The organism is Deinococcus planocerae, from assembly GCF_002869765.1.
In the GTDB taxonomy this organism is placed as follows: Bacteria; Deinococcota; Deinococci; order Deinococcales; family Deinococcaceae; genus Deinococcus; species Deinococcus planocerae.
The window spans coordinates 1-26234 of the sequence record NZ_PNOR01000039.1; the positions used below are offsets into that span (position 1 = coordinate 1).

28 protein-coding genes are annotated in these 26234 nt (G+C 70.0%); 14 read left to right on the forward strand and 14 right to left on the reverse strand.

Features of this window, described 5'->3' with window-relative positions; genetic code table 11:
• The first annotated feature begins 271 nt into the window (after positions 1 to 271).
• Both A7B18_RS17700 and A7B18_RS17705 read left to right on the forward strand, forming a co-directional pair.
• Entirely contained in the window at positions 272 to 1111 is an 840-nt protein-coding gene (locus tag A7B18_RS17700) for a 50S ribosomal protein L11 methyltransferase (RefSeq protein ID WP_102128026.1), read from the forward strand.
• Positions 1112 to 1124: 13 nt separating this feature from the next.
• Positions 1125 to 1817, forward strand: coding sequence for a 16S rRNA (uracil(1498)-N(3))-methyltransferase (locus A7B18_RS17705; protein ID WP_102128027.1), 693 nt, complete (start codon positions 1125 to 1127; stop codon positions 1815 to 1817).
• Between the two features lie 3 nt (positions 1818 to 1820).
• Here the strand turns inward: A7B18_RS17705 and A7B18_RS17710 are convergent, their stop codons facing one another.
• A complete protein-coding gene (locus A7B18_RS17710) occupies positions 1821 to 2687 on the reverse strand; it encodes a DUF5984 family protein (RefSeq protein WP_102128028.1) in 867 nt (288 codons plus the stop codon).
• A 52-nt stretch (positions 2688 to 2739) separates the two neighbouring features.
• Between A7B18_RS17710 and A7B18_RS17715 the strand changes: the two genes are divergently transcribed.
• Positions 2740 to 3120, forward strand: coding sequence for a hypothetical protein (locus tag A7B18_RS17715; protein WP_102128029.1), 381 nt, complete (start codon positions 2740 to 2742; stop codon positions 3118 to 3120).
• Entirely contained in the window at positions 3117 to 3530 is a 414-nt protein-coding gene (locus A7B18_RS17720; RefSeq protein WP_102128030.1) for an inorganic diphosphatase, read from the forward strand. The genes A7B18_RS17715 and A7B18_RS17720 overlap by 4 nt, the downstream gene beginning before the upstream one ends.
• Positions 3531 to 3554: 24 nt before the next feature.
• On the opposite strand, the gene A7B18_RS17725 is transcribed toward A7B18_RS17720, so the two are convergent.
• Genes A7B18_RS17725 through A7B18_RS17735 form a run of 3 tightly spaced genes read right to left on the reverse strand, consistent with a single transcriptional unit; the run spans position 3555 to position 6804 of the window.
• Entirely contained in the window at positions 3555 to 4466 is a 912-nt protein-coding gene (locus A7B18_RS17725) for a hypothetical protein (protein ID WP_102128031.1), read from the reverse strand.
• 56 nt (positions 4467 to 4522) lie between these two features.
• Positions 4523 to 5218, reverse strand: a complete 696-nt coding sequence (locus A7B18_RS17730; RefSeq protein WP_102128032.1) for a response regulator transcription factor — start codon at positions 5216 to 5218, stop codon at positions 4523 to 4525.
• Positions 5215 to 6804 carry an ATP-binding protein gene (locus A7B18_RS17735; protein WP_102128033.1) on the reverse strand — a complete coding sequence of 530 codons (1590 nt, stop codon included), beginning with the start codon at positions 6802 to 6804 and terminating at the stop codon, positions 5215 to 5217. The genes A7B18_RS17730 and A7B18_RS17735 overlap by 4 nt, the downstream gene beginning before the upstream one ends.
• A gap of 203 nt (positions 6805 to 7007) precedes the next feature.
• Between A7B18_RS17735 and A7B18_RS17740 the strand changes: the two genes are divergently transcribed.
• The 3 genes from A7B18_RS17740 to A7B18_RS17750 all read left to right on the forward strand — a co-directional run bounded on the left by A7B18_RS17740 (position 7008) and on the right by A7B18_RS17750 (position 10100).
• A complete protein-coding gene (locus tag A7B18_RS17740) occupies positions 7008 to 7955 on the forward strand; it encodes a Bug family tripartite tricarboxylate transporter substrate binding protein (protein WP_102128034.1) in 948 nt (315 codons plus the stop codon).
• A gap of 111 nt (positions 7956 to 8066) precedes the next feature.
• Positions 8067 to 8606: a tripartite tricarboxylate transporter TctB family protein gene (locus A7B18_RS17745; protein WP_102128035.1), complete on the forward strand. Its 540-nt coding sequence runs from the start codon at positions 8067 to 8069 to the stop codon at positions 8604 to 8606.
• Positions 8607 to 10100 carry a tripartite tricarboxylate transporter permease gene (locus A7B18_RS17750; RefSeq protein WP_102128036.1) on the forward strand — a complete coding sequence of 498 codons (1494 nt, stop codon included), beginning with the start codon at positions 8607 to 8609 and terminating at the stop codon, positions 10098 to 10100.
• A 79-nt stretch (positions 10101 to 10179) separates the two neighbouring features.
• Here the strand turns inward: A7B18_RS17750 and A7B18_RS21590 are convergent, their stop codons facing one another.
• From A7B18_RS21590 to A7B18_RS17760, 3 genes are all read right to left on the reverse strand, one after another.
• Positions 10180 to 10644, reverse strand: a complete 465-nt coding sequence (locus tag A7B18_RS21590; protein ID WP_146009583.1) for a hypothetical protein — start codon at positions 10642 to 10644, stop codon at positions 10180 to 10182.
• A gap of 20 nt (positions 10645 to 10664) precedes the next feature.
• Positions 10665 to 11303 carry a superoxide dismutase gene (locus A7B18_RS17755; protein ID WP_102128037.1) on the reverse strand — a complete coding sequence of 213 codons (639 nt, stop codon included), beginning with the start codon at positions 11301 to 11303 and terminating at the stop codon, positions 10665 to 10667.
• A gap of 175 nt (positions 11304 to 11478) precedes the next feature.
• On the reverse strand, positions 11479 to 12678 hold the full coding sequence (locus A7B18_RS17760; RefSeq protein WP_102128038.1) for a tetratricopeptide repeat protein: 1200 nt from the start codon (positions 12676 to 12678) through the stop codon (positions 11479 to 11481).
• Positions 12679 to 12917: 239 nt separating this feature from the next.
• On the opposite strand from A7B18_RS17760, the gene coaE reads away from it, so the two are divergent.
• A complete protein-coding gene (gene coaE, locus A7B18_RS17765; protein ID WP_102128039.1) occupies positions 12918 to 13559 on the forward strand; it encodes a dephospho-CoA kinase in 642 nt (213 codons plus the stop codon).
• Positions 13556 to 14392, forward strand: a complete 837-nt coding sequence (locus A7B18_RS17770; protein ID WP_102128040.1) for an aminoglycoside phosphotransferase family protein — start codon at positions 13556 to 13558, stop codon at positions 14390 to 14392. The genes coaE and A7B18_RS17770 overlap by 4 nt, the downstream gene beginning before the upstream one ends.
• Before the next feature lie 70 nt (positions 14393 to 14462).
• Here the strand turns inward: A7B18_RS17770 and A7B18_RS17775 are convergent, their stop codons facing one another.
• Together A7B18_RS17775 and A7B18_RS17780 are read right to left on the reverse strand one after the other, a co-directional pair.
• Complete coding sequence (locus A7B18_RS17775; protein WP_102128041.1) at positions 14463 to 16124, reverse strand: CTP synthase; 1662 nt, start codon at positions 16122 to 16124, stop codon at positions 14463 to 14465.
• A 176-nt stretch (positions 16125 to 16300) separates the two neighbouring features.
• Entirely contained in the window at positions 16301 to 17311 is a 1011-nt protein-coding gene (locus A7B18_RS17780) for a DNA-methyltransferase (protein WP_180970222.1), read from the reverse strand.
• A 98-nt stretch (positions 17312 to 17409) separates the two neighbouring features.
• Between A7B18_RS17780 and A7B18_RS22080 the strand changes: the two genes are divergently transcribed.
• From A7B18_RS22080 to A7B18_RS17790, 3 genes are read left to right on the forward strand one after another with little or no spacing between them, the layout of a single operon-like run.
• Positions 17410 to 17652: a helix-turn-helix domain-containing protein gene (locus tag A7B18_RS22080; RefSeq protein ID WP_180970223.1), complete on the forward strand. Its 243-nt coding sequence runs from the start codon at positions 17410 to 17412 to the stop codon at positions 17650 to 17652.
• Positions 17639 to 18250, forward strand: coding sequence for a PDDEXK family nuclease (locus tag A7B18_RS17785; protein WP_219722156.1), 612 nt, complete (start codon positions 17639 to 17641; stop codon positions 18248 to 18250). The genes A7B18_RS22080 and A7B18_RS17785 overlap by 14 nt, the downstream gene beginning before the upstream one ends.
• Positions 18240 to 18983 carry a hypothetical protein gene (locus tag A7B18_RS17790; RefSeq protein ID WP_102128043.1) on the forward strand — a complete coding sequence of 248 codons (744 nt, stop codon included), beginning with the start codon at positions 18240 to 18242 and terminating at the stop codon, positions 18981 to 18983. Before A7B18_RS17785 ends, A7B18_RS17790 begins: the two co-directional genes overlap by 11 nt.
• Before the next feature lie 57 nt (positions 18984 to 19040).
• Here the strand turns inward: A7B18_RS17790 and recD2 are convergent, their stop codons facing one another.
• From recD2 to A7B18_RS23000, 3 genes are read right to left on the reverse strand one after another with little or no spacing between them, the layout of a single operon-like run.
• Positions 19041 to 21152: an SF1B family DNA helicase RecD2 gene (recD2, locus tag A7B18_RS17795; RefSeq protein ID WP_102128044.1), complete on the reverse strand. Its 2112-nt coding sequence runs from the start codon at positions 21150 to 21152 to the stop codon at positions 19041 to 19043.
• A gap of 49 nt (positions 21153 to 21201) precedes the next feature.
• A complete protein-coding gene (locus A7B18_RS22995) occupies positions 21202 to 21447 on the reverse strand; it encodes a Uma2 family endonuclease (protein WP_102128045.1) in 246 nt (81 codons plus the stop codon).
• A gap of 18 nt (positions 21448 to 21465) precedes the next feature.
• On the reverse strand, positions 21466 to 21762 hold the full coding sequence (locus A7B18_RS23000; RefSeq protein ID WP_102128046.1) for a Uma2 family endonuclease: 297 nt from the start codon (positions 21760 to 21762) through the stop codon (positions 21466 to 21468).
• A 41-nt stretch (positions 21763 to 21803) separates the two neighbouring features.
• Between A7B18_RS23000 and A7B18_RS17810 the strand changes: the two genes are divergently transcribed.
• Positions 21804 to 22451 carry a helix-turn-helix domain-containing protein gene (locus A7B18_RS17810; RefSeq protein ID WP_102128047.1) on the forward strand — a complete coding sequence of 216 codons (648 nt, stop codon included), beginning with the start codon at positions 21804 to 21806 and terminating at the stop codon, positions 22449 to 22451.
• Here A7B18_RS17810 and A7B18_RS17815 read toward each other — a convergent pair.
• Positions 22423 to 23652 carry an MFS transporter gene (locus A7B18_RS17815; protein ID WP_102128048.1) on the reverse strand — a complete coding sequence of 410 codons (1230 nt, stop codon included), beginning with the start codon at positions 23650 to 23652 and terminating at the stop codon, positions 22423 to 22425. The genes A7B18_RS17810 and A7B18_RS17815 overlap by 29 nt on opposite strands.
• Before the next feature lie 125 nt (positions 23653 to 23777).
• Here A7B18_RS17815 and A7B18_RS17820 point away from each other — a divergent pair, with 125 nt between their 5' ends.
• Entirely contained in the window at positions 23778 to 24332 is a 555-nt protein-coding gene (locus A7B18_RS17820) for an RES family NAD+ phosphorylase (RefSeq protein WP_102128049.1), read from the forward strand.
• 8 nt (positions 24333 to 24340) lie between these two features.
• Here A7B18_RS17820 and A7B18_RS17825 read toward each other — a convergent pair whose 3' ends face one another.
• Positions 24341 to 26191, reverse strand: coding sequence for a vWA domain-containing protein (locus A7B18_RS17825; protein ID WP_102128050.1), 1851 nt, complete (start codon positions 26189 to 26191; stop codon positions 24341 to 24343).
• Between the last annotated feature and the right edge of the window lie 43 nt (positions 26192 to 26234).

The following is a 26234-nucleotide window of genomic DNA, read 5'->3' on the forward strand; positions in this document are numbered from 1 at the left end:
GGCGCAGGCTCACCCGGCGCCGGGCCGAGCGCGCCGCGCCCCCGGGGTCGGGCGGCCCGGGAACTCGGCGGGGTGACGGCGGGGGCGTCGGCTCGACTGGGGTTCACTCGGCTGGGCTTCACAGGGGCGTTCCTCTTCCGGGCGGCACGCCCTTTTGGGGACTATTTCACATCCCCACGTTAGAAGTATTCGGTCACGGGCAATTCCATCACGAACAAAGACGAATGCCAACTCGCGTCTGGTCGCGGCCCGGGCGCACTACACTCGGCCCATGCTCGTGTACCACCTGCCCGGCACCCTGGAGACCCGCGAAGCCGACCTCGACCTGTTGTGGGAGGCGGGTGCCACCGGCCTGGAGGAGCGCGCGGGATTCGTCCGCGCCTATTTCGCCGCGCCCGCCGAGCTGCCCGGCCCCGTCGCGGACGGCGAGTGGCGCGAGGAGGCCGACCAGGACTGGCAGGCGGAGTTCAAGCGCACCCTGCGACCGGTGCGCGCGGGCCGGGTGACCATCGTGCCCCCCTGGCTGCGGGAGGAGGTGGAGCCTGCTCACATCGCGCTCGTGATCGAGCCCGGCATGGCCTTTGGGACCGGGCACCACGAGACCACCCGGCTGGCGGTGGAGGCCCTCTCGGGGCTGAGCCTGGAAACGCTCGGGCCGGACGGAACGGGGGCGCGGGTGCTCGACGTGGGCACCGGGAGCGGCGTGCTCGCCATCGCGGCGGCGTTGCTCGGGGCCCGCTTCGCCCTGGGGGTGGACCTCGACCCCATCACCATCCCCATCGCGCGGGAGAACGCGGCGGTCAACGGCATTCCGGCGGGGCGCGTCCGTTTCGAGGAGGGCACGCTGGGCGAGCACCCGCTGACCTTCCCTGAGATCGGGGTCGACGCCTACGACGTGCTCGTCGCCAACCTGTACGCGGAGCTGCACGACCTCCTCGCCGGGGCCTACGCCGCCGAGGTGCGGCCCGACTCACCCGTGGTGCTCACCGGCATCCTGACCACGAAGCTTCCCCTCGTGCGCGACGCCCTGGCCCGCGAGGGGTTCAGCGACGTGCGGGAGACGCTGGACGGCGAGTGGGCGCTCGTCACCGCCCGCGCACCGCTGGCGTGAGAGGGGCACGCTGATGGCCCCCCACCGCGTCCGGGTGGACGCCCTGGCCCCCGAGATGACGCTCGGCCCCCGCGAGGCGCGGCATCTGCACGTCCTGCGGCTGCGCGAGGGCGACCCCGTGCGCGTGTTCGACGGCCAGGGCGCCGAGGCCGGGGCGACGTTGACCCTGCTCGACGACGCGCGGGCCGTGCTGACGCTGGGGGGGCGCCTGACGGGCGCCGCCGAGACGCCGCAGCCCGTGACCCTCGCCGCGCCGCTCCTGAAGGGGGACAAGCTCGCGGACGTGGTGCGGGCCGCCACCGAACTCGGCGTCTGGCGCGTGCAGCTCGTGGTCACCCGCCACGCCGACGCCCGCGAGATCGGGGAGCAGAAGCTCCAGAGGCTGCGCCGCGTCGCCGAGGAGGCGAGCAAGCAGTCGCGCCGCGCGGTGACGCCGGAGGTCTTCTCCCCCATCCCCCTCGCGGAGTTGCGGTGGGAAGGCCGCCTGTTCGTCGCCCAGCCCGGCGCTGCGGCGCGTCTGACCGACCACCTGAACTGGGAGGCGCCCGTGACGCTCCTGACCGGGCCGGAGGGGGGGCTTTGGGACGCGGAGGTCTCCGCCCTGGAGGCGCGCGGCGCGGTCGCGGTCACGCTCGGGCCCCGCATCCTGCGCGCGGAGACGGCCCCGGTGGCGCTGCTGGGGGCGCTGGTGGCGACGGGGGTGTGAAGGTCAGGGCCCGTCGGAAAAGGACCTAACGCCTGGTTGACTGCCACCACAGGCCTTGACGCTGATTCCAGAGAGGTGTTCCAGGTAGGCGACGGCGGCCTTCACTTCCTGCCAGTCCGTACCCTCCCAACGGCCTCTCATAGCCAGTATTTCTTCGTGCTGCCGCCACAGCCCCGCAACCTGCTCGGCGCTGAGGAGACCCAAGCTCTCAACTTCCTGAATACGGGAGCCCATGTCCTGATCGAGGCGGCGGCGGAAGGAATTTATCTCCTGTTCAAAAGAGGAAACGCTCATCTCTTGCTGTCCAATCTTCTCAACCCAACAAGGCCTTCCCTCCACAAGGCGATCCCGCGTGTCCCACTGAAGCGTCACCGTGTCTCCGAGGCACCAGAACCGGAGACCAGGTGGCGCGACGAGGTAGCCCATGTCGATGTGGCGCGCATTCCACCATCGCCTCGCGGCGAATAGGTCATCCCACGTCTCGTCGGATGACGCCGGGTCCTCATCATCCAGCGCCTGCCACCACGTCTGCACCTCCGCCACCCATGCAGGCCACACCCCGGACACCACCCACTCCGCGAACGGCTCGGGCAGGGATTCCAGGGCTGCCGGAACGACTTCAACGAGGTCCATCCAAAACCGCGCCACTTGGTAATCCAAGTAAAGGGCGTTCTCGCCTGAGAGTCCCAGTGAAGCCACAAACGCGGAATGCGCTAGGGGAACGTCTCCGTCGTCCGTCTGAAGACAGTACCAGCCGTCGCTCAGCCAATACCACCCTGTCAGGTAGTTTTTTACCTCGAAATTGCTCTCTTCCCAACTCGAAACGATGTCGCGCAGTGGACGGAGACGGTGCTGGAACAAGGGCGCCACGGGGGCAGCTTACCCTTCTGCCCCTCTCACCCCCGCCTCCTACAATCCCCCCATGCCCCGCTCCACCCGCCTCCTGGCGCTGGCGTGCCTGCTCGCGCCTGCCCTCTCCGCCTGCCGCTACACCTTCCTGCCCGTGGTGCCCGCGCCCGCCCAGGTGACGCTGCCCACACGGGTGACGGCGGCGACGCTGGAGCGCGACGGGGACACCCTCGTCCTGCGGGCGCGGGTGGACGGGGAGTTCACGCCGGGCTACCTGGGCGTGGCGTGGTTCGACGGGGCGCGCGAACTCGGGCGCGACAGCGTATACCTCGACCCGGCGCAGCGGGGGGCGACCTTCCGGCTCGATGCCCCCGACCCCGGCGCCTTCCGGGCGGTGCTCACCTTCGGGGGCAACGTGCTCCGGCAGGTCGAATTGTACGAGGTGCAGCCTTGAGAGAGGTCGTCGGCGTGGTCGAGTGGACACGCGGCGAGGTGGAGCGGTTCGTCCTGCGGGGCGGGGAGGTCGTGCCCCTGCGCCGGGAGGCCCGGCCCGCCCCCGTCAACTACGGCTGCCTGCCCGGAACCCTCAACCCCGCCGACGGCGCCGAGGTGGACGCCGTGTGGCTGGGCGGGCCCCGGCCCGTGGGCGAGCGCGTGACCGCCGCGCCGTCGGGCCTGCTCCACCTGGCCGACGGGGACCACAAGGTCGTCTTCGGGGAGGCGGGGGCGGGCGAGGTGGCGGCCCTGCTCGCGTGGTTTCCCCCCGAGCGCGGGGCGCGGCTCCTCGGCCCGCAGGACGCGGCGGCGTGGCTGGCGTCCCTGGCTCCGGCGGATCAGGAACCGGCCACGAGTCACCCGCGCTGAACTGCCGCTGGCCGCCGGCGACGCCTAATCCAGCGTCGGGACCCCCGCGTCCTCCCGTTTCCAGTCCTGCGCGAGGCGGACGGCGCGGCCCGCCGCCCACGCGAGCGCGTCGCTGTTGGGGTACGAGACGGCGCTGTGGTCCTCGCGCCCCGAGACGAAAATTTCGATGCCGCGCGTGCTGCCGTCGGGTCGGGCGTTGCGGGCGGGGTCGAAGAGGTAGTTCAGGGGCCAGCCGCCGCTCTCGCTGACGCGGGCGGGCAGGCGCTTGCTGAGGACCTCGAGGTGGCGGGCCACGTTCGGCCACACGACGTCCTTGTTCCGCAGGGTGCGCCCCGGCACCCGCACGAGGTCGCAGGCGGTGAGGGCCGAGGGCGTGCCGCTCGTCCCCGGTGGCTGGGCGCGCAGGGCCGCGCCGTGATCGGACCGCCACGCCGCGCAGATGCCGTCGAGGTCGATCTGGAGGGCGAAGGGCACGTCGGGGTTCACGCGGGCGAGGTGGTGCAACCACGCCACCCCCTGCGAGTGCCCCAGCAGCACGAGCCGGGGCGGGCGCGGCCCACGCAGCCACGCCGAGCGCATCCGGGCGAAGTCCGCCGCCAGCGCCCCGTACCCCCGCTGCTCGGCCCCCGCCTGCCGGGAGGCGAAGGTCGCGGCGGCGTTCGAGGCGTACCCGGCGACCTGCACCCGGTAGCCCACCCCCGCGAGGGCGTCGGCGAGCAGGTCCACCGTTCCCCGCGACGTGAGGTAGTCCCAGTTGTCGCGCGGGGGGAGGCAGGGGGGGCCGCAGCGCCCCGACACGCTCAGGATCACCACGTCGGGCGCCGGGCCGCCGAGGTCGAGGGCCGGGGCCTGGGCGGGCCGCACCGTCACGGGCGCGCAGCCGGCCAGGAGGGCCGTCAGCGCGAGGGGGGGGGCGAGGAGACGGGCCCGGAGCATCGGGGCCCAGTCTAGGCAGCGCGCATGGCGAGACCGTGGGCCGGGGCGTGCCTCGTCTAGCCGCCCCCGGCGGGGGGGTCTTCGGGGCGGGCCCGGTAGAGCTTGGCGGGGCGTCCGGCGAGCCCGTACTGGTGGTCGAGGCTGGCCCGCCCCACCCGCACGAGGTGTTCGAGGTAGCGCCACGCGGTCACCCGCGAGAGCTGCGTGCGGTCCCCGACCTCCTCGGCGCTCAGCGCCCCGGGCGCCCCCGCGAGGACCTGCGCCACCCGTTCCAGCGTGTGGGGGTCGATCCCGCGCGGCAGCGGCTCGGGGGCACCCGGCCCGGTCCCCACCCCCAGCAGGCGGTCGAGGTGCGCCTGGTCGAGGGTGCCCCGCGCGGTGCGGCGGGCGCGGTGCCGACTCACCACCTCCGCGAGCCGCGCCCCCGTGAAGGGCTTGATGAGGTAGTCGAAGGCCCCCTGCGCCAGCGCGGCCTTCACGCTCGCCTCGTCGTCGGCGGCGGTGATCAGGGCCACGTCGGTCGTGCGGCCCTGGGCCCGCCAGTGGCGCAGCAGGCCCAGCCCGCTCCCGTCGGGCAGGTACACGTCGAGCAGGATCAGGTCGGGCGCGAGCGCCTGCGCGAGGGCGTCCCCCTGGGCGAGCGTCGCCGCGCTCCCGACCACGTGCACGTCGGGGTCGCGCTCCAGCAGGTCGCGGTTCACCCGCGCGACCCGCAGGTCGTCCTCCACGAGCAGCACCCGCACCCGGGTCATACGTGCTCCAGAGGGGAGACGGCCTGAACCGGCGTCGGGAGGCTCACCTGGAAGACCGTCCGCCCGCCGCGCCGGGTGTGGCGGACCGTGCCGCCGAGGGCCGACACGCGGGCCGAGACCCCCGCCAGCCCATAGCCGCGCCCCTCCCCCTTGCTGCTCGCGCCCCGGGTGAAGAGCCGCGCCGCCAGCTCGCCCTCGATGCCGGGGCCGTCGTCCTGCACCTCGATCTGCGCGCCTTCCGGGTCCTCACCGATCAACACGGTGACGGTGCCGGGCCGCCCCCCCAGCGCCTCGAAGGCGTTCTCGGTGAGGTTGCCGACGGCGGTGACGAGGGTGTCGGCGTGCCGCTCCCACACGGGCGAGAGGCCGCTTTCCTGGGCCACCTGAAAGTCGATCCCGAGTTCCTGCGCCCGCTCGCGCTTCCCGGCGAGGAGGGCGACGAGGCGGGGCACCTGCACGTCGCGCAGCAGGGCCCGGAACTGGGCGTCGGCCTCGATCTCGGCATTCAGCAGCCGCAGCGCCTCCTGCGGGCGCCCGAGTTGCAGCAGGCCCGACAGGACGTGCAGGCGGTTCTGGTACTCGTGCGTCTGGGCCCGCAGCACGTCCACGAAGCCGCGCGCGTGGGTGAGTTCGTCGGCCAGGGCCAGCGCCTCCGCCCGGTCCCGGAAGGAGGCGACGAACCCCCCTTCCTCCAGCGGCTCCACGTTCACGAGGACGGGCTGCCCCCGCAGCGTGAGTTCCACGTTCTGCTGCCGGACCACGGGCAGCGCGGCGAGTTCGGGCCACACGGCGGCGAGGCGGTAGGGCGCCTGGGTGCCCGGCGAGAGCGCCTCCCCCGCCCGGTCGCTGGCGAGGGTAACGCAGCCCTGCGCGTCCACCGCGATCACCCCCTCCCGCAGCGCCGCGAGGACCGCCCGGTGCTGCCCCACGAGCGCGGCGATCTGCTCGGGTTCGAGGTTCAGGATCTCGGCGCGCAGCCGCCGCGCGGTCCACACCGCCCCCACGGTGCCCAGCCCCAGCGCGAGCAGGAACCACGGGGCGAGGCTGAGGAGGGCCTGCGCCACGAGGTGCCACGCCTGCGGCATCAGGTAGCCCGTGCTCACCACGCCGACGACCCGCCCGCCCGGCCTGCCGTCCTCCCACACCGGGACCTTGCCGCGCACGCTGACGCCCAAGCTGCCGCGCGCCACGCTCACGACCTCGCGGCCCGCCAGGGGTTCTCCGTTGTCCCCGCCCTCCATCGGCTGCCCCAGCCGCTCGGGGACAGGGTGGGCGAGCCGGATGCCCCGCACGTTCCCGACGACGATGAAATCCGCCTCCGCCCCCTCGCGCAGGGCGCCCACCTGGGCGTTGAGGGCCGGGTTCGGCCCGCCCGCCTCGGCCCCCCGGATGACCACGGGCAGCCGCGCCACCAGGCGGCTCGTCGTGAGCGCCCGCTCGCCCAGCCGCTCGCGGGCCTGGGTGTAGAGGTAGGCGGTCTGCACGCCCACCAGCACGGCGGTCATCGCGCACAACACGAGCAGGTGCAGCCGCACGAGGCGGCCCTGCAAGCCCAGACGGGACGGAGCGCGGAGACTTCGCAACATGCGTTGCCCCCCATTCTAGGGAGCACCCGCCACCCCTCCCCCCTTTGCGTGCATTGCGTTCACCCTGTAAATAACGATCCCGAAAAAGTGCGCGCTGGACGATGAAAACGGCTTGCGTCCGCCCCGACGTTAAAGTACGCTGAGAACGTTACTACAGCCAAGACCCGCGTGGCCCGGCAGGGGCCCGCTTCCCTGGAGGACGTATGAAGAAAACGCTGTTCCTCGCCGTGCTGACGGCCCTGGCCCCCCTCGCCGCCGCCCAGAACCTGAACAACCTCCGCATCATGGCCCCGGCGGCCCCGGGCGGAGGCTGGGACCAGACCTCGCGCGCCATCCAGACGGTGCTGCAAAACGAGGGCATCGCCCGGCCCGTGCAGGTGTTCAACGTGCCCGGCGCGGGCGGCACCATCGGCCTCGCGCAGCTTTACAACGCCAAGGGCGACGGCAACCTCCTCATGACGATGGGCCTCGTGATGGTGGGCGCGATCCAGACCAACAGCAGCCGGGTGGACCTCTCGCGCGTGACGCCCATCGCCCGCCTGACCGGCGAGTACGAGGTCGTGGTCGTGCCCGCAAGCAGCCCCTACAAGACGATGGCGGACCTCACCGCCGCGTGGAAGGCGAACCCCGGCGGGGTGGCCTTCGCGGGCGGCAGCGCGGGCGGCACCGACCACATGCTCGTGGGGCTGCTCGCCAAGGCGGCGGGGATCGATCCCCGGCGGATGAACTACGTGCCCTTCAGCGGCGGCGGCGAGACGCTCGCGGCAGTGCTCGGCAACCAGGTCGCGGCGGGCGTGGCCGGGTACGGCGAGTTCGAGGCGCAGATCAAGGCGGGGCGGCTGCGGGCGCTGGGCATCAGCGCGCCCCGCCGGCAGGCGGGCATCGCGGCCCCCACCTTCCGGGAGCAGGGCCTGAACGTCGAACTCGCCAACTGGCGCGGCATCGTGGCCCCCCCCGGCATCAGCGCCGAGCAAAAGGCCGCCCTCGTCGCCGCGATGGACAAGATGCACGCCTCCAAGGAGTGGAAGGACACCCTCGCCACCCGCAAGTGGACGGACCTCTACCTCAGCGGCAGCCGGTTCGACGTGTACCTCAAGGTCGAGGCCAACCGCACGAAGAACATCCTCCGGGACATCGGGCTCGTCAAGTAAGCCCCGGCAGCGGGCACCCGGCGGGGCGGGGAGAGAAGTCACCTGCCCCGCCCCCCTTTTGCCCGGTGCCTGACGCCAGAATGAAGGCGTTCCCCTTCGAGGAGGTTCCCCATGCCAGACGTTCCGCCCTCCGTCCACCCCGACGCGCCGCCCACCTCCCCGGCGGGCAGGCGCGGGGTCAGCGTGCCCGACCTCCTCGTCGCCCTCGGCGTGACGGGACTCGGCGTGGCGCTCCTGATCGGCACCCTGCAAATTCCCTTCGGCATCAACGCGGTCGTCGGCCCGCGCGTCTTTCCCCTGATCGTGAGCGTGGGCATGACCGTCCTGGGTGCGCTCCTCACCGTGAACGCCCTGCGGGGAGAGCGCGCCGAGCCCGCCGCCGAAGAGGACACCGACCCGAACGCGCCCGTGAACCTGGGGGCCGCCGGAATCATCCTGGGCGGCTTTCTGCTCGGCGCGGTGCTGCTCCCCACCCTGGGCTTCGTGCTCGGCACGGCCCTGATGTACTTCACGGTGGCCCTCGCGTTCGGCGAGCGGCGCTGGGGGCTGATGCTGCTCGTGTCGCTCGCCCTGGCGCTCGTCACCTACGAGGTCTTCACCCGGGGCCTGGGCCTGACCCTGCCGCCCGGCGTGCTGAGGGGGATCATCTAGATGGAAGCCCTCACCGCCCTTTTCGCGGGCTTCGAAACCGCACTGACGCCCCTCAACCTGCTGTGGGCGCTCGTCGGCGTCACGCTGGGCACCCTGGTCGGGGTGCTGCCCGGCATCGGCCCGGCGCTGACAGTCGCGCTGCTGCTGCCCGTCACGGCCAAGCTGCCCCCCGTCAGCGCCTTCATCATGTTCGCGGGCATCTACTACGGGGGGATGTTCGGGGGCTCGACGACCAGCATCTTGCTGAACACCCCCGGCGAGTCGAGTTCGATCATCACCGCGCTGGAGGGCAACAAGATGGCCCGCCGGGGCCGCGCCGCCGCCGCGCTCGCCACCGCCGCCATCGGGTCCTTCGTGGCGGGGACCATCGGCACGATGCTGCTGACCTTCGCCGCGCCCGCCATCGCGGAGATCGCGGTGCAGATTCCGCCCAGCGCCAAGTTCGCCCTGATCCTGCTCGCCTTCGTGACGGTGAGCGCGACCTTCGGGGCGAGCCCCCTGCGCGGGCTGACAAGCCTCTTTCTCGGCCTCGCGGTCGGGCTGATCGGCACCGACCTCCAGAGCGGGCAGGCGCGCTTCACGCTGGGCCGCCCGGAACTGCTCGACGGCATCGAGTTCGTGACGGTGGTGATCGGCCTCTTTGCCATCGGGGAGACGCTGTACGTGGCGAGCCGCTTGCGAAAGGGCAGCCCCAGCGTGATCAAGCTGGCGGGTAATGCCCGGATGAACCGCGAGGACTGGCGCCGCAGTTGGAAACCCTGGCTGCGCGGCACGGGGCTGGGCTTCCCCTTCGGGGCGATCCCGGCGGGCGGGGCGGAGATTCCCACCTTCCTGAGCTACAGCCTGGAGCGGCGGCTGACCAAGCACCCCGAGGAGTTCGGCAAGGGCGCCATCGAGGGCGTCGCCGGGCCCGAGGCCGCGAACAACGCCGCCGCCGCCGGAGTGCTCGTGCCCCTGCTCACCCTGGGGCTGCCCACGAGCGCCACCGCCGCGATCCTGCTCGCCGCCTTCCAGCAGTACGGGCTGCAACCGGGGCCGCTGCTCTTCGTCACGAACGCCGACCTCGTGTGGGGCCTGATCGCCTCGCTCTACATCGGCAACGTGATGCTGCTGGCGCTGAACCTGCCGCTCGCCCCGGTGTGGGCGCGGCTGCTGCTGATCCCGCGCCCGTTCCTGTACGCCGGGATTCTGGTCTTCTCCACGGTCGGCGTGTACTCGCTGAACAACAGCGTCTTCGACCTGCTGCTGCTCGCCCTCTTCGGGGTGATCGGGTACGGGATGCGCCGCTTCGACTTCCCGGTCACGCCCGCGATCATCGGCGTGATCCTGGGGCCGACCGCCGAGTCGCAGTTCCGCACCGCCCTCCAGCAGAGCAACGGGGACTTCGGCATTTTCGCGCGGCAACCGCTGACCGCCTTCATCCTGATCATCGTGGCGCTCGCGCTGATCCTGCCCCCGGTGCTGCGGGCACGGGCGGCGCGGCGGGCAAGGTAAATCATCCGTCGCGCAGTCAGTCTACCCACGATCCACGTTTTGAAAGTTCGCAGAGAGAACGGAAGTTGACACCGCATTTTCAGCGGTATTCGACGAGGAATCCCCCGACTTCTAAACCACCTGACACAAAGGCGCCTACGATGTTTTCCACGTAGAAGTTTAAATCAGGGGAATATAGAACTCTGAGGCTGACTCCGACTTCCCCAGGCAGGACAACCGACACAGTACCTGCACCTATGTAGAAGCTGGACAAAAATTGACTGCCTTCAATGTTGGCCCTGAACTCGACCGGCTCCCCTCTCTCATCACACAAATTTACAAACGATTTGAGTGCCTTAACTCCTACATCTCGATTCAAGGAGTTCTGCAAAAATTCTTCGCCCATCTCACGTATTACCCAACCCCGGTCAAGGAGCGTCTGCACTACCTCGGCATTACGGTGCGCACCATAGAGTTCAACGGTCAAAGAATAGGAACGCGCCATAAAGCTACGCCAGGACGTTTTGCATAGGCAAACAAGAAGCCCCCGCAGCCCTTCAGGCACGGGGGCATTCTCTTGTCGCCTTACTGCGAGTGGCCCTTCGCCCCCTCGTAGCGGCGGGCCACCTCGTCCCAGTTCACGACGTTCCAGAACGCCTTGAGGTAGTCGGGGCGCTTGTTCTGGTAGTTGAGGTAGTAGGCGTGCTCCCACACGTCCACGCCCAGGACCGGGGTGCCGCTCACGCCCGCCAGCCCCTCGCCCATCAGGGGGTTGTCCTGGTTGGCGGTGCTCACGACGGCGAGTTCACCGCCGGGCCTAACGACGAGCCACGCCCAGCCCGAGCCGAAGCGCGTCTTCGCGGCGTCCTCGAACTTCTCCTTGAAAGCGTCGAAGGACCCGAAGGCCTGCTCGATGGCCTGCGCGAGTTCACCGCCCGGCTGGCCCTGCCCCTGCGGCGTCATGACCTGCCAGAAGAGGCTGTGGTTGGCGTGGCCGCCCGCGTTGTTGCGCAAGACGTTCTTCTTGTCGCTGGGGACCTGATCGAGCCTCTGGATGAGCTGCTCGACGGGCAGGTCCGCGAACTCGGTGCCCTCCAGCGCCTTGTTCGCGTTGTCCACGTAGGTCTGGTGGTGCCTCGTGCGGTGGATGTTCATCGTCTGCGCGTCGATGTGGGGCTCCAGGGCGTTTTCCGGGTAGGGCAGGTCGGGCAGTTGGTAGGCCATGATGAGGCTCCTTTCGGGCCGTGACCCTCGCCCACCGTGGGCGGGGACGGCAGCGATTCTCATCTTACGCGCGCCCCATGAGCCGCGAAGGGCTGAACGGGCTTAAGCGAACGTTGAGGCGCGAGGAAAACGGCCCCACCCGGGCAGGAGGGGGCCGTCTTGCGGGGGCAGGGGGTCAGCGCACGCGGTTGAGGCCTTCGCGCGCCAGCGCGTAGCTCGGGCTGAGTTGCAGCGCCCGCTCGTAGTTCTCGCGGGCCTTGAGACGGTCCGGGGCGACCGTGCCCACCCCGCGCTCGTAGCTCAGGCCGAGGTAGTACATGTACTCGGGGGTGGTGCTGCCCAGGGCAGCGGCGCGGGTCAGGTTCTCGCGGGCCGCCTTGAGGTCCCCGGCATCGAGGTCGAGGCGCCCGAGGTAGAAGTAGAACTCGGGATAGCGCAGGGGATCGAGCCTCACCGCCTGGGTGAGCTGCGTGCGGGCGGTCGCGCGGTCCCCGGCGAGGTAGCTCACCACCCCGTACTGCCCGACCGCGTAGCTGTTGCTCGGCGCGAGGCGGGCGGCCTGGGCGGCCTCGGGCCTGGCGGCGGCGACGTTGCCGCTCAGGGCCAGGAGCTTGGCGTAGTACGCGCGGTTGTAGGGGTCGCGGGGATCGGCGATCACGGCCTGCTGGAGGCTGTCGAGCGCGGCCACGAGGTTCCCGGTCGCGTAGTACATGTCCCCGAGGTTAAAGAGGATCACGTCGTTCTCGGGGTTGAGGGTCGAGGCCTGCTTGAAAGCGTCGATGGCCCGGCCCCCGTCGCCCTGAAGCTTGAAGACGTACCCGCGCTCGTTCCAGACCTTGCTGAGGTTGAGGTTGCGCTCCGCGCCGCCGACCACCCCCACGGTGGCCTCGGCCTCGGTGAGGACCCGCTGCGCCTCGGCAAGGTTGCCCGTGACGCTGGCACGGTCGCTCGCCCCGATGTACTGCTGCTGGTACGCCTGCGCGAGGGCGATGTACGCGCTGATGTTGCGCGGGTCGAGGGTCACGAGGCGCCGCAGGGTCTCGATGGCGGGAGAATAGAGCCGCAGCTTGACCTGCGAGCGGCCCAGGCCCAGCAGCGCCTCGGCGTTGCGGGGGTCGGTCTCGGCGGCGGCGCGGAAGGCGACGTAGGCCTCGTCGAACTTGCCCTGCTCGTAGTAGAAGACGCCCAGCGCCACGTAGTTCGCGGCGGGACGGGTGGGACGTGCGGGGGTGGCGGGCACCGCGCCGGGGGTGGCCGGGGCAGCGGGCGCCGCGGGCTGGGCGGGAGCCGGGGTGGCCGGAGCCGTCGGCGTCTGCGCGGCTGCGCCAGACAGGATGGCCGCCGCGAGGAGCAGGCCGAGGGGACGTCGTTTCACTCAGAAACCTCCGGGGTCGAGGCTAACACCGCGCTGGGAGCGGCGCAAGCCGAGCAGATCAGCATGGAACAGGGCGCTACGCGCATGATAGGCACAGCCGCCGGGCCGGGGGGTGAGTGGCCGTGAGAGGTCCTCCCCGCGCGCAGCGGTGCCCACCATCCCGGCAGCCTAAAGGCCGAGCTTGACCTCCTTCTGACGCCTCCGCCGCGCCCGGTGGGCCCGTCCCCTACAGTGTCCCCATGTCCTCTCCCCCTTCTTCCGCCCGCCCGCACCGCCTGGGTCTGACGGGCAGCATCGGCGCGGGCAAGAGCACCGTCGCGGCCCTGCTGCGAGAGCGCGGCCTGACGGTGCTCGACGCGGACGAGCAGGCCCGCCTCGTCACCCTGGAGCCGGAGGTTCTGGCGGAGATCGAGGCCGCCTTCCCCGGGGTCGTGCGCGAGGGCGTGCTCGACCGGGCGGCGCTGGCGGCGCAGGTGTTCGGGGACCCCGCCCGCCTCGCCCGGCTCAACGGCGTCGTCCACCCGCGCGTGCGGGCGCGGATGCTGGCCCTGGAGACGGCGGCGGCGGCGCGCGGCGAGCCCTGGGTCGTGCAGGACGTGCCCCTGCTGTTCGAGGGCGGGCTGGAGCGGCAGATGGACGCGGTGCTCGTCGTGGACGCGCCGCTGGAGACGCGGGTGGCCCGCGTGGTCGCCCGCTCGGGCCTGACGCGAGGGGAGGTGCTCGCCCGCGACGCCCGCCAGATGCCCGGCGAGGAGAAGCGCAGGCGAGCGACGGTGGTGCTCGACAACGGCGGCGGCCTGGAAGCGCTGGAGGCACAGCTCGACGCGGCGCTCGCCCGGCTGGGCGTGACGGCGGCGGGAGCGCCCGCCCGCCCCGAATGACCGACGGGGAGCGGGCCCGCGCCCTGCTCGGCGGCCCGGTCACGTTCCTGGGCTCCGGCGCGAGTTGCGTGGCGTACTCGGACGGGAAGCGGGTGGTGCGGCTCGCCCGCACGGGTCAGGCCGCCCGGTTCGAGGTGGACGCCGCGATCCGCCGTGCGCTGATGCAGGAAGGAGTTCCCACCCCCGAACCGCTCTCCACGGGGACACTGCCGGACGGACGACCCTTCGGCGTGGACACGCTCGCCCGGGGAGACGACTCCGGGCCGAGCGATGAGGGCTGGCGCGACCTGGGCCGGGCCCTCGCCGCCCTGCACGCCCTCCCACACGGCGGCTTTGGTCTGCTGCACGACCGCTCCGGCGCTTTTGTCGGGGTCGCCCCGACCCCTGCCGAGGGGTTGTGCTCGCGCCTTCAAGATGCGTGGCCCTTCGGCAGGGCCGAGCTGGAAGATCATCCGCTCGTGGGGACGGCTCCCGCTCTTGCCCCTCTCCTCGCACCCCGGCGAGACGACCTGGAAAACGTCGTCCACGGCCCGACCGCCCTGTGCCACACCGATCTGCACGGGGGGCAGGTACGCTGGCGGGAGGGGCGGCTCACGGCCCTGCTCGACTTCGGGGACGCCAGCATCGGGCCGCCCGCGTGGGACGTGGCGAGCCTCGCTTTCTTCCACGGCTGGGACAGTGCGCGGACGACGGGGCTGCCCTGCGGACGGGAGGCGGCCCTCTTCGGCCTGCTCCTCGCGCTGCACCACGCCCGCCGCTCGGTCACGCTCGGGCGCCCCGCGAGGATGAGGGCCGCCGTGACCTTCGCGCGGGGTTGTCTGCAACGGCTGTGATCCCGGGCCAGGAGGAGGGAGGCAGACCCCACACCCGGGCCCCCGCCTCCCCGTCCCGCGTCCCTCCCGATCAGGCTCCAGCGTGCTCCGGCTGACCGCTGAGGGCTGACGGCTGGCGACTCTCCAGCGCCGCCGCCACGAACCCCGCGAAGGGCGGGCTGGGCCGCATCGGGCGGCTCTTGAATTCCGGGTGCGCTTGCAGGGCCACGAAGAAGGGGTGCCCCGGAATCTCGATGCTCTCCACCAGCCCCGCCCCGCGCCCGTTCATGCCCGGCGTCACGCCGCTGATCACCAGCCCAGCCTCCTGAAGCCGGTCCACGTAGGCGGGGTTGACCTCGTAGCGGTGGCGATGGCGCTCACGCACGGTGCCCCCCTGCGGCACCCCGTACAGCTCGGCGATCACGCTGCCGGCGCGCAGTTCCATCGGCCAGTCCCCCAGGCGCATGGTGCCGCCCATTCCGGCGACTTCGAGCTGCTCGGGCATCAGGTCGATCACCTTGTGGGGCGCGTAGGGGTCGAACTCAGCGGAGTTGGCGCCCGCGAGGCCCGCCCTGTTCCGCGCGTACTCGATCACGGCGATCTGCATTCCCAGGCAGATGCCCAGGTAGGGCACCCCCCGCGTGCGGGCGTACTCGGCGGCGCGAATCTTGCCCTCGATGCCGCGAATGCCGAAACCGCCCGGCACGAGGATGCCGTCGGCGTCCCCGAGCTGGGCTTCGAGGTCCCCCTCCGTCAGCTCCTCGGCGTTCACCCACTTGATGTTCACCCGCGCGTCGTTCGCAATGCCCGCGTGCGTCAGCGATTCGAGCAGGCTGAGGTACGCGTCGGGCATCTGGGTGTACTTCCCGGCGAGGGCGATGGTGACCTCGCGCCCGGGCTGCCGCATCACCCGCATGGCGTTTTGCCACACGCCCAGGTTGGGGTGGGTCCGCTCCAGACTGAGCAGGTCCTCCACCGCCTTGCCCAGCCCCTGTTCCTCCAGCGCGAGGGGCAGCTCGTAGACGTGCCCCACGTCGAAGGAGGAAAAGACCCGGTTTTCCCGCACCGAGGTGAAGAGGGCGATCTTGCGGGTGATCTCGCTCGGCAGCTTCTCCTTGCTGCGCACCATCACGATGTCGGGACTGATGCCCACCGAACGCAGGGTGGCGACCGAGTGCTGGGTCGGCTTGGTCTTGAACTCGTTGGAGGTGCCCAGGTACGGCACCAGGGTGAGGTGGAGGTACAAGACGTTCTCGTCACCCTCGTCGAAGCGGAACTGCCGGATGGCTTCGAGGAAGGGCAGCGATTCGATGTCGCCCACGGTGCCGCCCACCTCGATCAGGACGATCTCGGCGCCCGCCGTCTCCCCCGCCGCGCGGATGCGCCTCTTGATCTCGTCGGTGACGTGGGGGATGACCTGCACCGTCTGCGAGAGGTAGTCGCCCGCGCGCTCCTTGCGGATGACCTCCAGGTACACCTGCCCGGTCGTGATGTTGCTGCCCGCCGGGATGTCGAGGTCGAGGAAGCGTTCGTAGTTGCCGAGGTCGAGGTCGGTCTCGGCGCCGCTCGCCGTGACGAAGACCTCGCCGTGCTCGTAGGGCCGCATGGTGCCCGCGTCGATGTTGATGTAGGGGTCGATCTTGACCGCCGTGACCCGGTAGCCGCGCGCCCGCAAGAGAGCCCCTAAGCTGGCGCTCGCCACGCCCTTGCCGAGGCTGCTGACCACGCCGCCCGTCACGAAGATGTATTTCATGCCTGAACACGAGCGCCCGCCCCACGCAGGGCCAAAAAGAAAAACCGGGGCGCTCGGCCTCCGGGACTAGAGGATAGCACGCGGGAGAGGAGTGACGGGCAGTTGCGAGATGGACGGTTCTCTACCTGGGGGCACTTGCTTGATCTCCACACCACCGTAGAGTCCAAGCCGGAAGATTATGCAAACTTGAGGAGGGGAGCGACGACACGGGTGAGATCAACGCTTTCCCCGCGTAACAGCCCCTCGAAAGTCGCCCTGAACTCTGCCTCGCTCGACCGTCTGTCCATGAACCGAAAGGCGGAGGCGGCCAGGTACTCGGCATTTTGCTCGAAGGTCAGCCAGCGCCGCCCTTCCGCCTCCGCCACCATCCCCGTCGTGTTGCTGCCGCCGAAGATATCCAGTACCACGTCATTCGGGTCGGTTAGGAAGCGGATGAAGAACTCCGGCAACCTGGCCGGGAACCGCGCGGGGTGCCCCTTGATCCCCACCCGGCGGCAGGCGTCGAGGTAATGACCGCCCGCCTCACTGTTAGGAATTTGCAGCAGGTTGGGCGGAATGGCCCCGCCGTTGTCCTTCCCGAAAGAATCCCCGATGTTGTGGCCGCTCGGACGCTGGGCCGGGGTGTAGTACGCCTCCGGGTCCTTGATGAGCTTCTTCATCCTGTCGCTGTATTCTGCCAGCACGTTGCTGACGTTCGCCTTCGGCCACTCCGTCTTGCTGAACCACCAGACCGTGTTCACCGCGTCCTTGGCACGCAGTTTGCGTTTGTTAACCCACTCGATCGGGCTGGGCAGCTTCGACGGGTTAAACCAGTAGAAATCCTCGGCCAAGTGGAAGCCCAACTCGTCGCAGAATTTCAGCAGCACCCGGAAGTTGTAGAGGCTGCGCGCAGGAACCCCGCGTCGGTACGCGCCCCCCAGATCGACGACGAAACTCCCGTCCGGCCTGAGTTTGCGCCGGACGAGAGCCGCGAACTGGGCCAGCCACTCGACGTACTCGGTTTCGTCCTTGTTGCCGTACTCCTTGGGCCGCAGCAGCGCGAAGGGCGGGCTGGTCATGACCAGATGGATGGATTCGTCTGGCAGGCGGTCGAGCAGGAACAGGGAATCCCCGAGGTAGGCCGCACCCTTCTCCGTTCGGTAGGCGGACTTCAGGTCGAGCAGGTGACTTTCGGAGACGTGAAGCACACGTCGATAGTACAGCCTCGGCTTGACCTTGTGCTACTTATCGTCTGTCTACTCAAAGTCTGTAGCCTCAGAGTCAGCAGCAACCGATGGTGGTGAGAATGCAGCGTCTGGACACGCCTCTCACCGCGCGGGTCACCCTCGCGGCGAACATCAAGCGGTTACGACACGAGCAGGGCATCTCCCAGGAGGCTCTGGCCGACCTCGCCCACCTGCACCGCACCTACATCGGCTCTATCGAGCGTGAGGAACGGAACCTGTCTCTGGACAACGTGGAGCGGATCGCGCGGGCGCTGGGTGTTCACATCGCCGTGCTGCTGACGGAGCCCCGTGACGACTCCTGAAAGCCGCCGGAGCCACGCCGACCTCGCAGAACTCGAAGCCCTGATGCCCGCCATTCGCCAGTTTCAGGCGCTCGCAGAGCGGCACGGCATCGCGGACGTGTTTCAGGACAACGGCGGGAAGGTGTTGCAACTGCTCCTGGTGATGAATATCCGCGTGCTGCCGGGAAGAGAAGGCAACGATGCCGTCGATGAGTCGGGCATTGAGTACGAGATGAAGACCCTCAATATCAACAACAGGGGGAAGGGCTTCACGACTCATCATCACCTTAACCCCACGATCCTTGCCAAGTACCGTCGCGTTCCCTGGATTTTTGCCCTTTACAGCGCCATCGAACTCAAAGCCATCTATCGCCTGGAAGCGGCCCGGCTGGAACCCTTTTTCAGCGAATGGGAGCGCAGATGGCACGCGGTCGGTGGGAAGGACCTCAACAACCCGAAAATCCCACTCGTCTACGTAATGGAACACGGCACGTTAGAGTACGGTGAGGCCCCTCGGTTGACCACCAGGAAGCGCAGGGCCGCACCCCCGCCCGCAGAACGACCCCTGCTCGAAGTTGTGGAAGAAGCCGTGCAAGAAGGGGAAAAGGATGACCGATAGGCTGCACTACAAGCCGGACGCGTCCTTTCGCCGCTTCCTCGCCATGTCCGTCCGTGGTGAGCGGGCAGCCATAGAGCTGATGAAGGCATACGGCCATGCCTTCGCGTTCAGCGACTTCGGCGCAGGCAGCACAGAAGTTAGCAAGGATGCCCGTAAGAAACGCCAGCGGAAGGCGGACCTGATCTGCAAGAGCTGCGGGCAAAAGCTAGAAGTGAGGGCCAAGAGCAGGCCCCAAATCACCATGTCCGATTCTGCCTCACGGCCTTTTGACCGGGAACTTTCGGCGGGCGATTGGGTGGGTTTCCTGGTGGTCCAGCGCAAGAGCGACCCCAACGGGGAGGAGTTTGACGAAACTAACCCAGACCATTACGAGCAGGTAGGGGCCATCCACGTAATTCGGGTGTCCGAACTGGCGGAAAAGCGTCAACAGCTCCCAGAACCGCGTCGCAAGAACGAGGCGCAAGGCTCCGAGGCTTATCTGGAGTGGCCGAGCCTGAGAGCCCCAATGACGGGCACTGTGAAAACCATCGAGAGGAATCCCGGCAGGATCGTGATCACGGACGGGACGAGGGACCGGGAAGTCAGGATCGAGCCCGGCTGGTACGCCTACGGAGGGCTTCGGGTGGGAAGCGTGGTGGTGCGGGGCCAAACGATTCTCTGCGGATGGGCGAAACCGCTGACTGTCACGCAGCTTCAGTGCGGGCAACTTCGCGCACGCATAGCGGGCAATTGAGCCCGAAGCCTGGACGGCAGGTCCTCCAACGTGCGAAACGGGGCTATAAGCTTTCCCCTACCGCCCCCGCACCCTTTCGAGCAGCGCCGTGTTCCGCTCCTCGCGCTGGCGGACGGCGGCCTTGTCCCACGCCGACGCCGAGCCCGCCGCGAAGAAGCGTTCGCGGGCGCGGGTCAGGGCGGTGTAGGCGAGGTTGCGGGAGAGCATGGGCATATGCGCCTCGTGTAGCACGCCGAGCACCGTGCCCCACTCGCTCCCCTGCGCCCGGTGGACGGTCAGGGCGTAGCCGAGCTGGAGGTTGAACAGTTCGGCGCCCACGAGTTCGACCACATTGCCGTCGAAGTCCACGGTGAGCCGCCCGCCCTCGGCCTTGAGGACCGTGCCCAGCGTGCCGTTGAAGACCTCGTTGGTGTAATCGTTTTTCGTCTGCACCACCACGTCGCCGGGCCGGGCCTCCCCGTCCGCGATGCGGGTGCCCCCCTCGCCAGGGTTGAAGAGGGATTGCAGGTGGTGGTTGAGCACGTCCACGCCCAAGGGGCCTTTGCGCATGGGGGTGAGGACCTGCACCTGGGTCGGGCCGCCGAGTTCACGGACCATCAGGGCGACCCGGCGGGCCCCCACGTCGGGCTCGGTCTCGGTGAGGTTCAGGCGGCGGTCTCCCCACCCCGGCGCCTGACCGTGCAGCAGACCGTGGGCGGCACGGATGATGGGGTTCTCGGCGGCCTGGCGGTACACGGTGCCTAGGCGGACGGTCGGGGCGGTGGCGGTCAGCGCGTGGAGGGGCAGCCCGGCGTCCACGGGGGGAAGCTGGTCCACGTCCCCCACCAGCAACACCCGCGCCCCGGGCGGCACAGCGGCGAGCAGGGAGAGCATCAGCCCGTCGCCGCACATGCTCACCTCGTCCACGATGAGGAGGTCGTAGGGGGCGGGTTCGAGGTGGTTGTGCCGAAAGCCCGCCGGACCGTACCCGAGCAGGCGGTGGATGGTGGAGGCTTGGCGGCCCGTCACCTCGCCCAGACGCCGCGCAGCCTTGCCGGTGGGAGCGCAGAGGCCGACCTCCAGCCCCAGCCCCTCCGCGAGGTCCGCGACCGCCCGCGTCGTCGTGCTCTTGCCCGTGCCCGGCCCGCCGGTCAGCACGACGAGGCGGTGATCTTCGAGGAGGTCGAGGACCTGCGCCTGTTCATCGGAAAGTCCCTTGGCAGCGCCGTCCGGGACCATCCACTCGTCCCCGCCGGGCGGCGTAGCGAGCAGGGTGCGGATGAGCCCCGCGAGCTTCTTCTCCGCGCGCAGGACGTGGGGGAGGTAGATGCGGGAGGTGCCGTCGGGGGTGGGGTCGTCCGACAGGCGACCGAGTTCGACCGCCGTCTCGACCGCGAGCTTCGCCTGCTCGGGGCTGACGCGGGTGTAGTGGGCCACGCCCCGCTCGGCCCGCCCGCGCGGCAAGAAACTGTGCCCGCCCTGCTGCGCCGCCTGCTGAAGGGCGTACACGGCGGCGGCGGTCAGGCGGCGGGGGTCGTCGTGCGGAAGACCCTGGGCGCTCCACAACTTGTCGGCGGTCAGGAAGCCGATGCCCTCGACTTCCGTCAGGGCGAAGAGGTCGGCTTGCAGGCGTTCGAGGGCCGCCTCCCCGAAGTGCTTCACCGCCCGCTGCGCCTGGGAGATGGAGAGCCCCAGCCCCTGCAACCCGGCGAGGAGGCGCCGCTCCAGCCCCTGCTGCGACCAACTGGAGGTCATCTTGTGCAGGGTGCTCTGCGTGACGCCGGGCACCTGCAACAGCTTCTCGGGTTCCCCCTCCAGCACGTCGAAGGTCGCGGGGCCGAACATCCTCGCAATTCGTCCGGCGAGCACCTTGCCGACGCCGCCCACGCGGGCTTCGAGGTAGGCGGCAACCCCGGCCTCGGTCAGGTCGGTGGGCTGGGCTTCCAGCACCATGTTCAAGACCCGGTACTGGTACCCGTACTCGCGGTGCTCCTCCATCAAGACTTCGGCGCTGAAGGTGTCCCCGGCCTCCAGCGGGGGCATCACGCCGATGACGGTGGCGTCGGGATCCTCGCCTTCCGAGTTGCGCAGGCGGGCGGTCATGACGGTAAAGCCGCTCTCGGCGCGGAACCGAACCCTGTTCACGCCGCCCGTGACGCGGATGGGCTCGGGAGCGGGGGCGGCGGGCATGGCAAAGAGGATAGCGCCGGGGGCGCATTCTGTCTCAGGCGAAGCGGCGCTACAGCACGCCGTCCTGGCTGTCGTCGAGTGAGAGGTCGGCACCCGGGCAGGCCGGAGCAATCACATCCTCCCCACCATGTTCGACAACGTTCCAGACTCCCTCCTGCCGCTGAGAGGCGTACACCCGCCGCTCGCCCGGTCCCACGATCAGGTAGGTTTGCAGGGAAGGGATGGCCGTGTAGGCGTGGTATTTGGCGTTGCGGTCATTGTGGGCCTTGCTTCTGGACAGCACCTCGACGAGGATGCACGGCGCGACCTTGACCTACACCCCATCTTCCCTCGGTGTGCAGGTGACGGTCGTGTCCGGGGAGAAGTAGGACTGGCCGTCGGCGGAGCGCATGCGCATGTCGGCGGTGTAGGCACGGCAACCCACCCTCCGGGCAAGTGGTCCGACGGCCAACAGGACATTCACGACGATGCTGTCGTGCGCGTCGCTCACCCCCGCTTGCCCGTGCAGCGGATACACGAACCCATTCACGTCCTCCCGCTTGACCGGGCTGTGCGGCTCGGTGCGGAGGTATTCTTCCACGCTCATGCGCCGGAAGGCGGGGTCGCTCATATCTGCATGGTATGTCGGTCCCGATGCGTCATGCTGGAGAGGTGACCACGCTGCCACAGAGCACCTTCGTCGCGCGGACGCCGGAGCAGGCGCGGGTGCTGCTGGACCTCGCTTATGCGCCGACACTGAACGTGCTGATGACACGGGAGGCAAGCGCGGGCGAGGTGGCGCGCGAGACAAAAAGCCCAGTGAAGCGGGCCCACCACCTACTGACCCGGCTGCTCGGCGCGGGGCTGATCGAGGTGACGGGGGAACGGAAACGGGGTGGGCGACCCGTAAAGCTGTACCGCGCCGCGCGGTCCTATGAGGTGCCGTTCGCGCTTACCGATGCGGCCACCCTGGAGGAGTTGGTGGCCGCGCTGCACCGCCCCTTTCTGGAGGCCTATTTCCGGGCCCGGGCGAGGCCGCTGGACGGGGAACCGCAAGACAGCGTGTTCATCGGCCTGAACGAGGATGAGGGTCTCGTCCTGAGCCTCAGGCGGGGTGCCCGCGAGGACCCGGGGCGTCTGGACTTCGGTTCGCTGAGCGCCATTCGGCTGCCGCACGACGCCATGCGGGAACTCCGGCGGCGCATGCAGGAATTGCAGGGCTGGGTCTCCCAGCAGGCCAGGGGGGCACAGGACGGCCCGCAGACCGCCGCCTGCCTCGTCGGGCTCCTCTTTACGCCGGGCGAGATCGAGGGGCTGTGACCCCCTCACGCCGCAACGTCCCTACCCACGCCAGCGCCCCCAGCAAGGTGACGACCCCCGCCACCCCGAAGATCAGCGCGAGGGAAAGGCGGTCGGCGAACGGGGCGAGCGCGAGCAGCGTGATGGGCTGGCCGACCGTCGCCAGCATGTTCAGCAGGCTGCCTACCCGCCCGAAATACTCGGGCCGCACCTGTTTTTGAAACAGAACGCTGATGGAAACGTTGGTGGCGGCGACCGCAAGGCCCAGCAGGGGAGCGAGCAGGTACATCTGCGCGGCGGTCTGCGTGGAGGACAGCGCCAGCACGCTCAGCCCCATGCCCGTGAGCCCCAGGACGCTGAAACGGCGTGGCCGAGCCCGCTCGCCCAGCCAGGCCAGCCCGAAGCTCCCCACGGTCATCCCCGCCAAGACCACGGCCCAGAACACGCCGTAGCCCGCCGCCCCCGCCCCCAGCGCCTGCATCCTTTTCGGCAGTAGCATCTCCAGCGGGGCGAAGCTCGCGTTGACCAGCAGGGCGATCAGGGGGAGGCCGACGAGCAGGGGGCTGCCCCGCACGTACCGCACTCCCGCCATGAACGCCTGCCGGAAGCTCTCGCCGCGGGGACCCGGTGCCCGAGGAGGAAAGCGCACCAGCAGGAGGAGCAGGCCGAACACCGCGAAGCTCAGCCCGTCGAGAACCAGGGCGGGAGCACTCCCCACGCGCGAGACGAGCAGGCCGCCGCCTACGAGCCCCACGAGGTTCATCGTCTGGGAGGTGCCCTGCATCAGCCCGCTCGCCCGCGCGATCTGGGAGGCGGGAACTAGCCGGGCTGTAACACCCATGCTCGCCGGGCCGTAAAAGGCGCCGACCAGACCGTTCAGGAAGGCAACCGTGTGGAGCACCTCCAGCGGCACCGGACCGCGCAGGGCCGCGAGGCCCACCCCAAATTGCAGGCCTGCCCGCAGCAGGTCCCCGGCGACGAGCGGCAGCCGCACGGGCAGACGGTCTACCAGCGTGCCGAAGAGGGGTGAGAGGAGCGCGGGCAGCAGCGCGAGCGCGAGGTTCACCCCCATCGCCCCCGCGCTCCCCGTCTGCCCCAGCACCAGGAAGCTCGTAGCGATGCCTGCCAGGGCGCTGCCAAGAGCACTCTGGGCACTCCCAAGCCACCAGATCAAAAAGTTGCGGTTCCAGAGGGTGCTCGGTTGGCCGGGCGGGGTGGTCATGCCCCAGCTTCCACGCAGAGCTAGTCCCGCCGGGAGGGGGCGCCGTGGAGTAGCGGGTCGGGGGAAGACACTCTCTGAACCGAGGCTCAAGCCGCAGGACCCGGGGAGACGGATAAGGTCTCCCCATGCTCAAGAACGGCGCACTCTCGCAAGCCTTACAAACCATCGCTCCCACCACCTGGGAGGGCACCGCCTTCCGCTGCGTGAAAGGCGTGTCGGTGGAGGACGTGGCGGGTGCCCTGCGAAACCTGACCAAAGACGGGCGTTACAGCCGGGAGGGAGCGTTCAGAGCCCTTTACCTGTCGCTGAGTCCGGAACTGGCGAAGAAAGAGTATCGCCAGTCACCGAGCGCGGACGAGGTGCGGGGCGTGACCTGCCTCGACTTCCCCTTGAGGGTTGAGCGCGTGCTGGACCTCAGGGGCGAAGCCGTGCAGGGGCGGCTGGGCACCAACCTTCAGGAGCTGACCGGGGACTGGCAGGTTCTGACAGGCCGGGGCCAGGACGCGCCCACCCAGCGGCTCGGGCGGGCCGCCTTCGAGTCGGAGCACTTCGACGCCATCCTCTCCCCCAGCAAGCTCGACCCCGAGGGGACGAACCTGCTCGTCTTCGTGGACCGGGTGGGGGCGCGGCTGGCGGCGACGGGGCTCCCGGCGGGTTTCCCGGAGCGGCTGGAGGTGTAGCCCCGCCCTCAGCTCGGCTGCACGAAGCGGCGGATGGTGCCGGACGCGATGTAGGACTTGCCGTCCGGCGCGGTATTCACCACGTCCACCACGTACAGGGTGCCGTCCTCCCGGAGGCCGCGCGGGAAGCGCATGTTCCAGTCGGGGTGGAAGCCGTCCGACACCACCCGGGCCCGCAGCTTGCTCCCGTCCTTGAGGCACTGCACGAGCACGCCCGAGCCCACGGTGTCCGTGCTTTCCAGGTCGGCGAGGGTGACGGGCGGCTTGCTGGCGCGGGGAGCGGAGAAGGCGTGGGAGGCACCGGAGCCCCCGCGCACGCCCGCCAGGGGATCGCTCTCGCCGGGGCGCACCACGCGGCGGATATCGCCCGTCACCCGGTAGAAGGAGCCGTCGGCACTCGTCTCCAGGCCGTCCACCACGTAGCGGGCCCCCTCGGCGCGCAGGGCACGGGGGAACTGGACGTTCAGGCCTCCGCCCATGCCGTCCGCCTCCACCTTCACCCGCAGGCGGCCCCCGTCGCGCACGCAGAGCAGTTCCACGCCGCCCGCAGAATCCGTGACGACGGGCAGGGCGAGGGCGGCGGCGTCCACCGTCACGCCGCGCCCGAGGAGGTCGGCGCGTGAGCGGGCGCGGCCCTGGAAGGACTGGTCGCGCAGTTCCTTGCGGGAGTCGCCGTCCAGGCGGCGGGACGCGATGCGGGCGGCGTAGTGTTCGAGCTGCTCGATCTCCTCGGCGATCTCGAAGTGCTCGTGCAGGCCAGCCGAGCGCAGTTCACCGACGAGGGTCCGCAACGTGGACTCCGCCCCCGCCGCGTCTCCCGTGTCCGCGAGGTCCACCGCGCGCTCCTTGGCGCGGGCGATCCGCAGCCGGGCGAGGTCGAGGGTGACGCCCACGTCGCTCCTCAGGTCCGGCCCCAGCGGCGCGGCCACAGCCTGCACGTCCACGCTGCCCGTCAGCGTCTCGATGGCTCCGTCTCGCACCGCATCCGCGCGGTAAGTCAGGCCGAGCAGCGGGTGAGTTCCGGCGGACAGCGCGGGCAGGTTCAGGCTCAGGCCGAGCAGCTTGTCCTCGTCCTCGTACACGTCGCCGAGGTCGAGGGTGAGGGAGTCGGCGCCCCGGCGGTGCAGGCTGAGCACGTCTGCCACGCTCACGCCGGGGGCGGGACTCAGGGTCACGGTGAGGTTCTGGGCGGCGACGGCCTTGAGCGTCTGGAGTTCGATCCCGAACACGTCGGCGGCGTCGTCGGCGGACTGGATGAAGTAGAAGTTCCCACCCGCCGCCCGCGCCATGCCGATCAGCAAATCCTCATTGAAGCCGCTCCCGAAGCCCAGGGTGGTCGTGCCCACGCCCGCTTCCGCCTTCTGGGCCGCCGTCTTCGTCAGCACGTTCGTATCGCTGACGCCCACGTTCGCCTGCCCGTCGGTCAGCAGCAGCACCCGGCTGACGACCTCGGGCCCGGCGTTCGCCGCCACGAGTTCCACCCCGCGCAGCCAGCCGCCCGAGAGGTTCGTCAGGCCGCCCGCCCGGACGCCCGCGACCTGCGCCCTCAGGGCCGCCCGGTCGGTGACGCGGGTGGGGGCGATCAGGGTCTGAACCACGTCGTCGTACACGACCACGCTGAGGGTGTCCTCGGGGCCGAGCCCGTCCACCACGGCCTGCGCGGCGCGGATGGCGTGCTTGAGGGGCGAGCCCGCCATGCTGCCGCTGCGGTCGATCACCAGGGACAGGTTGAGAGGACGGCGCGTCTGCCCCGTGCGCGGGAGCCGGAAGCGGATCAGGAGGTCCGACGTTCCCGCCATCCCCTCGACAAGCTGCGACTGGCCGAAGCTGTACTCCACCTGCACGGGTTCCTGGATCATGGGTCTCCTTAGGAGGAAAAGGGGAAGTGTCTGCCCGTCATTC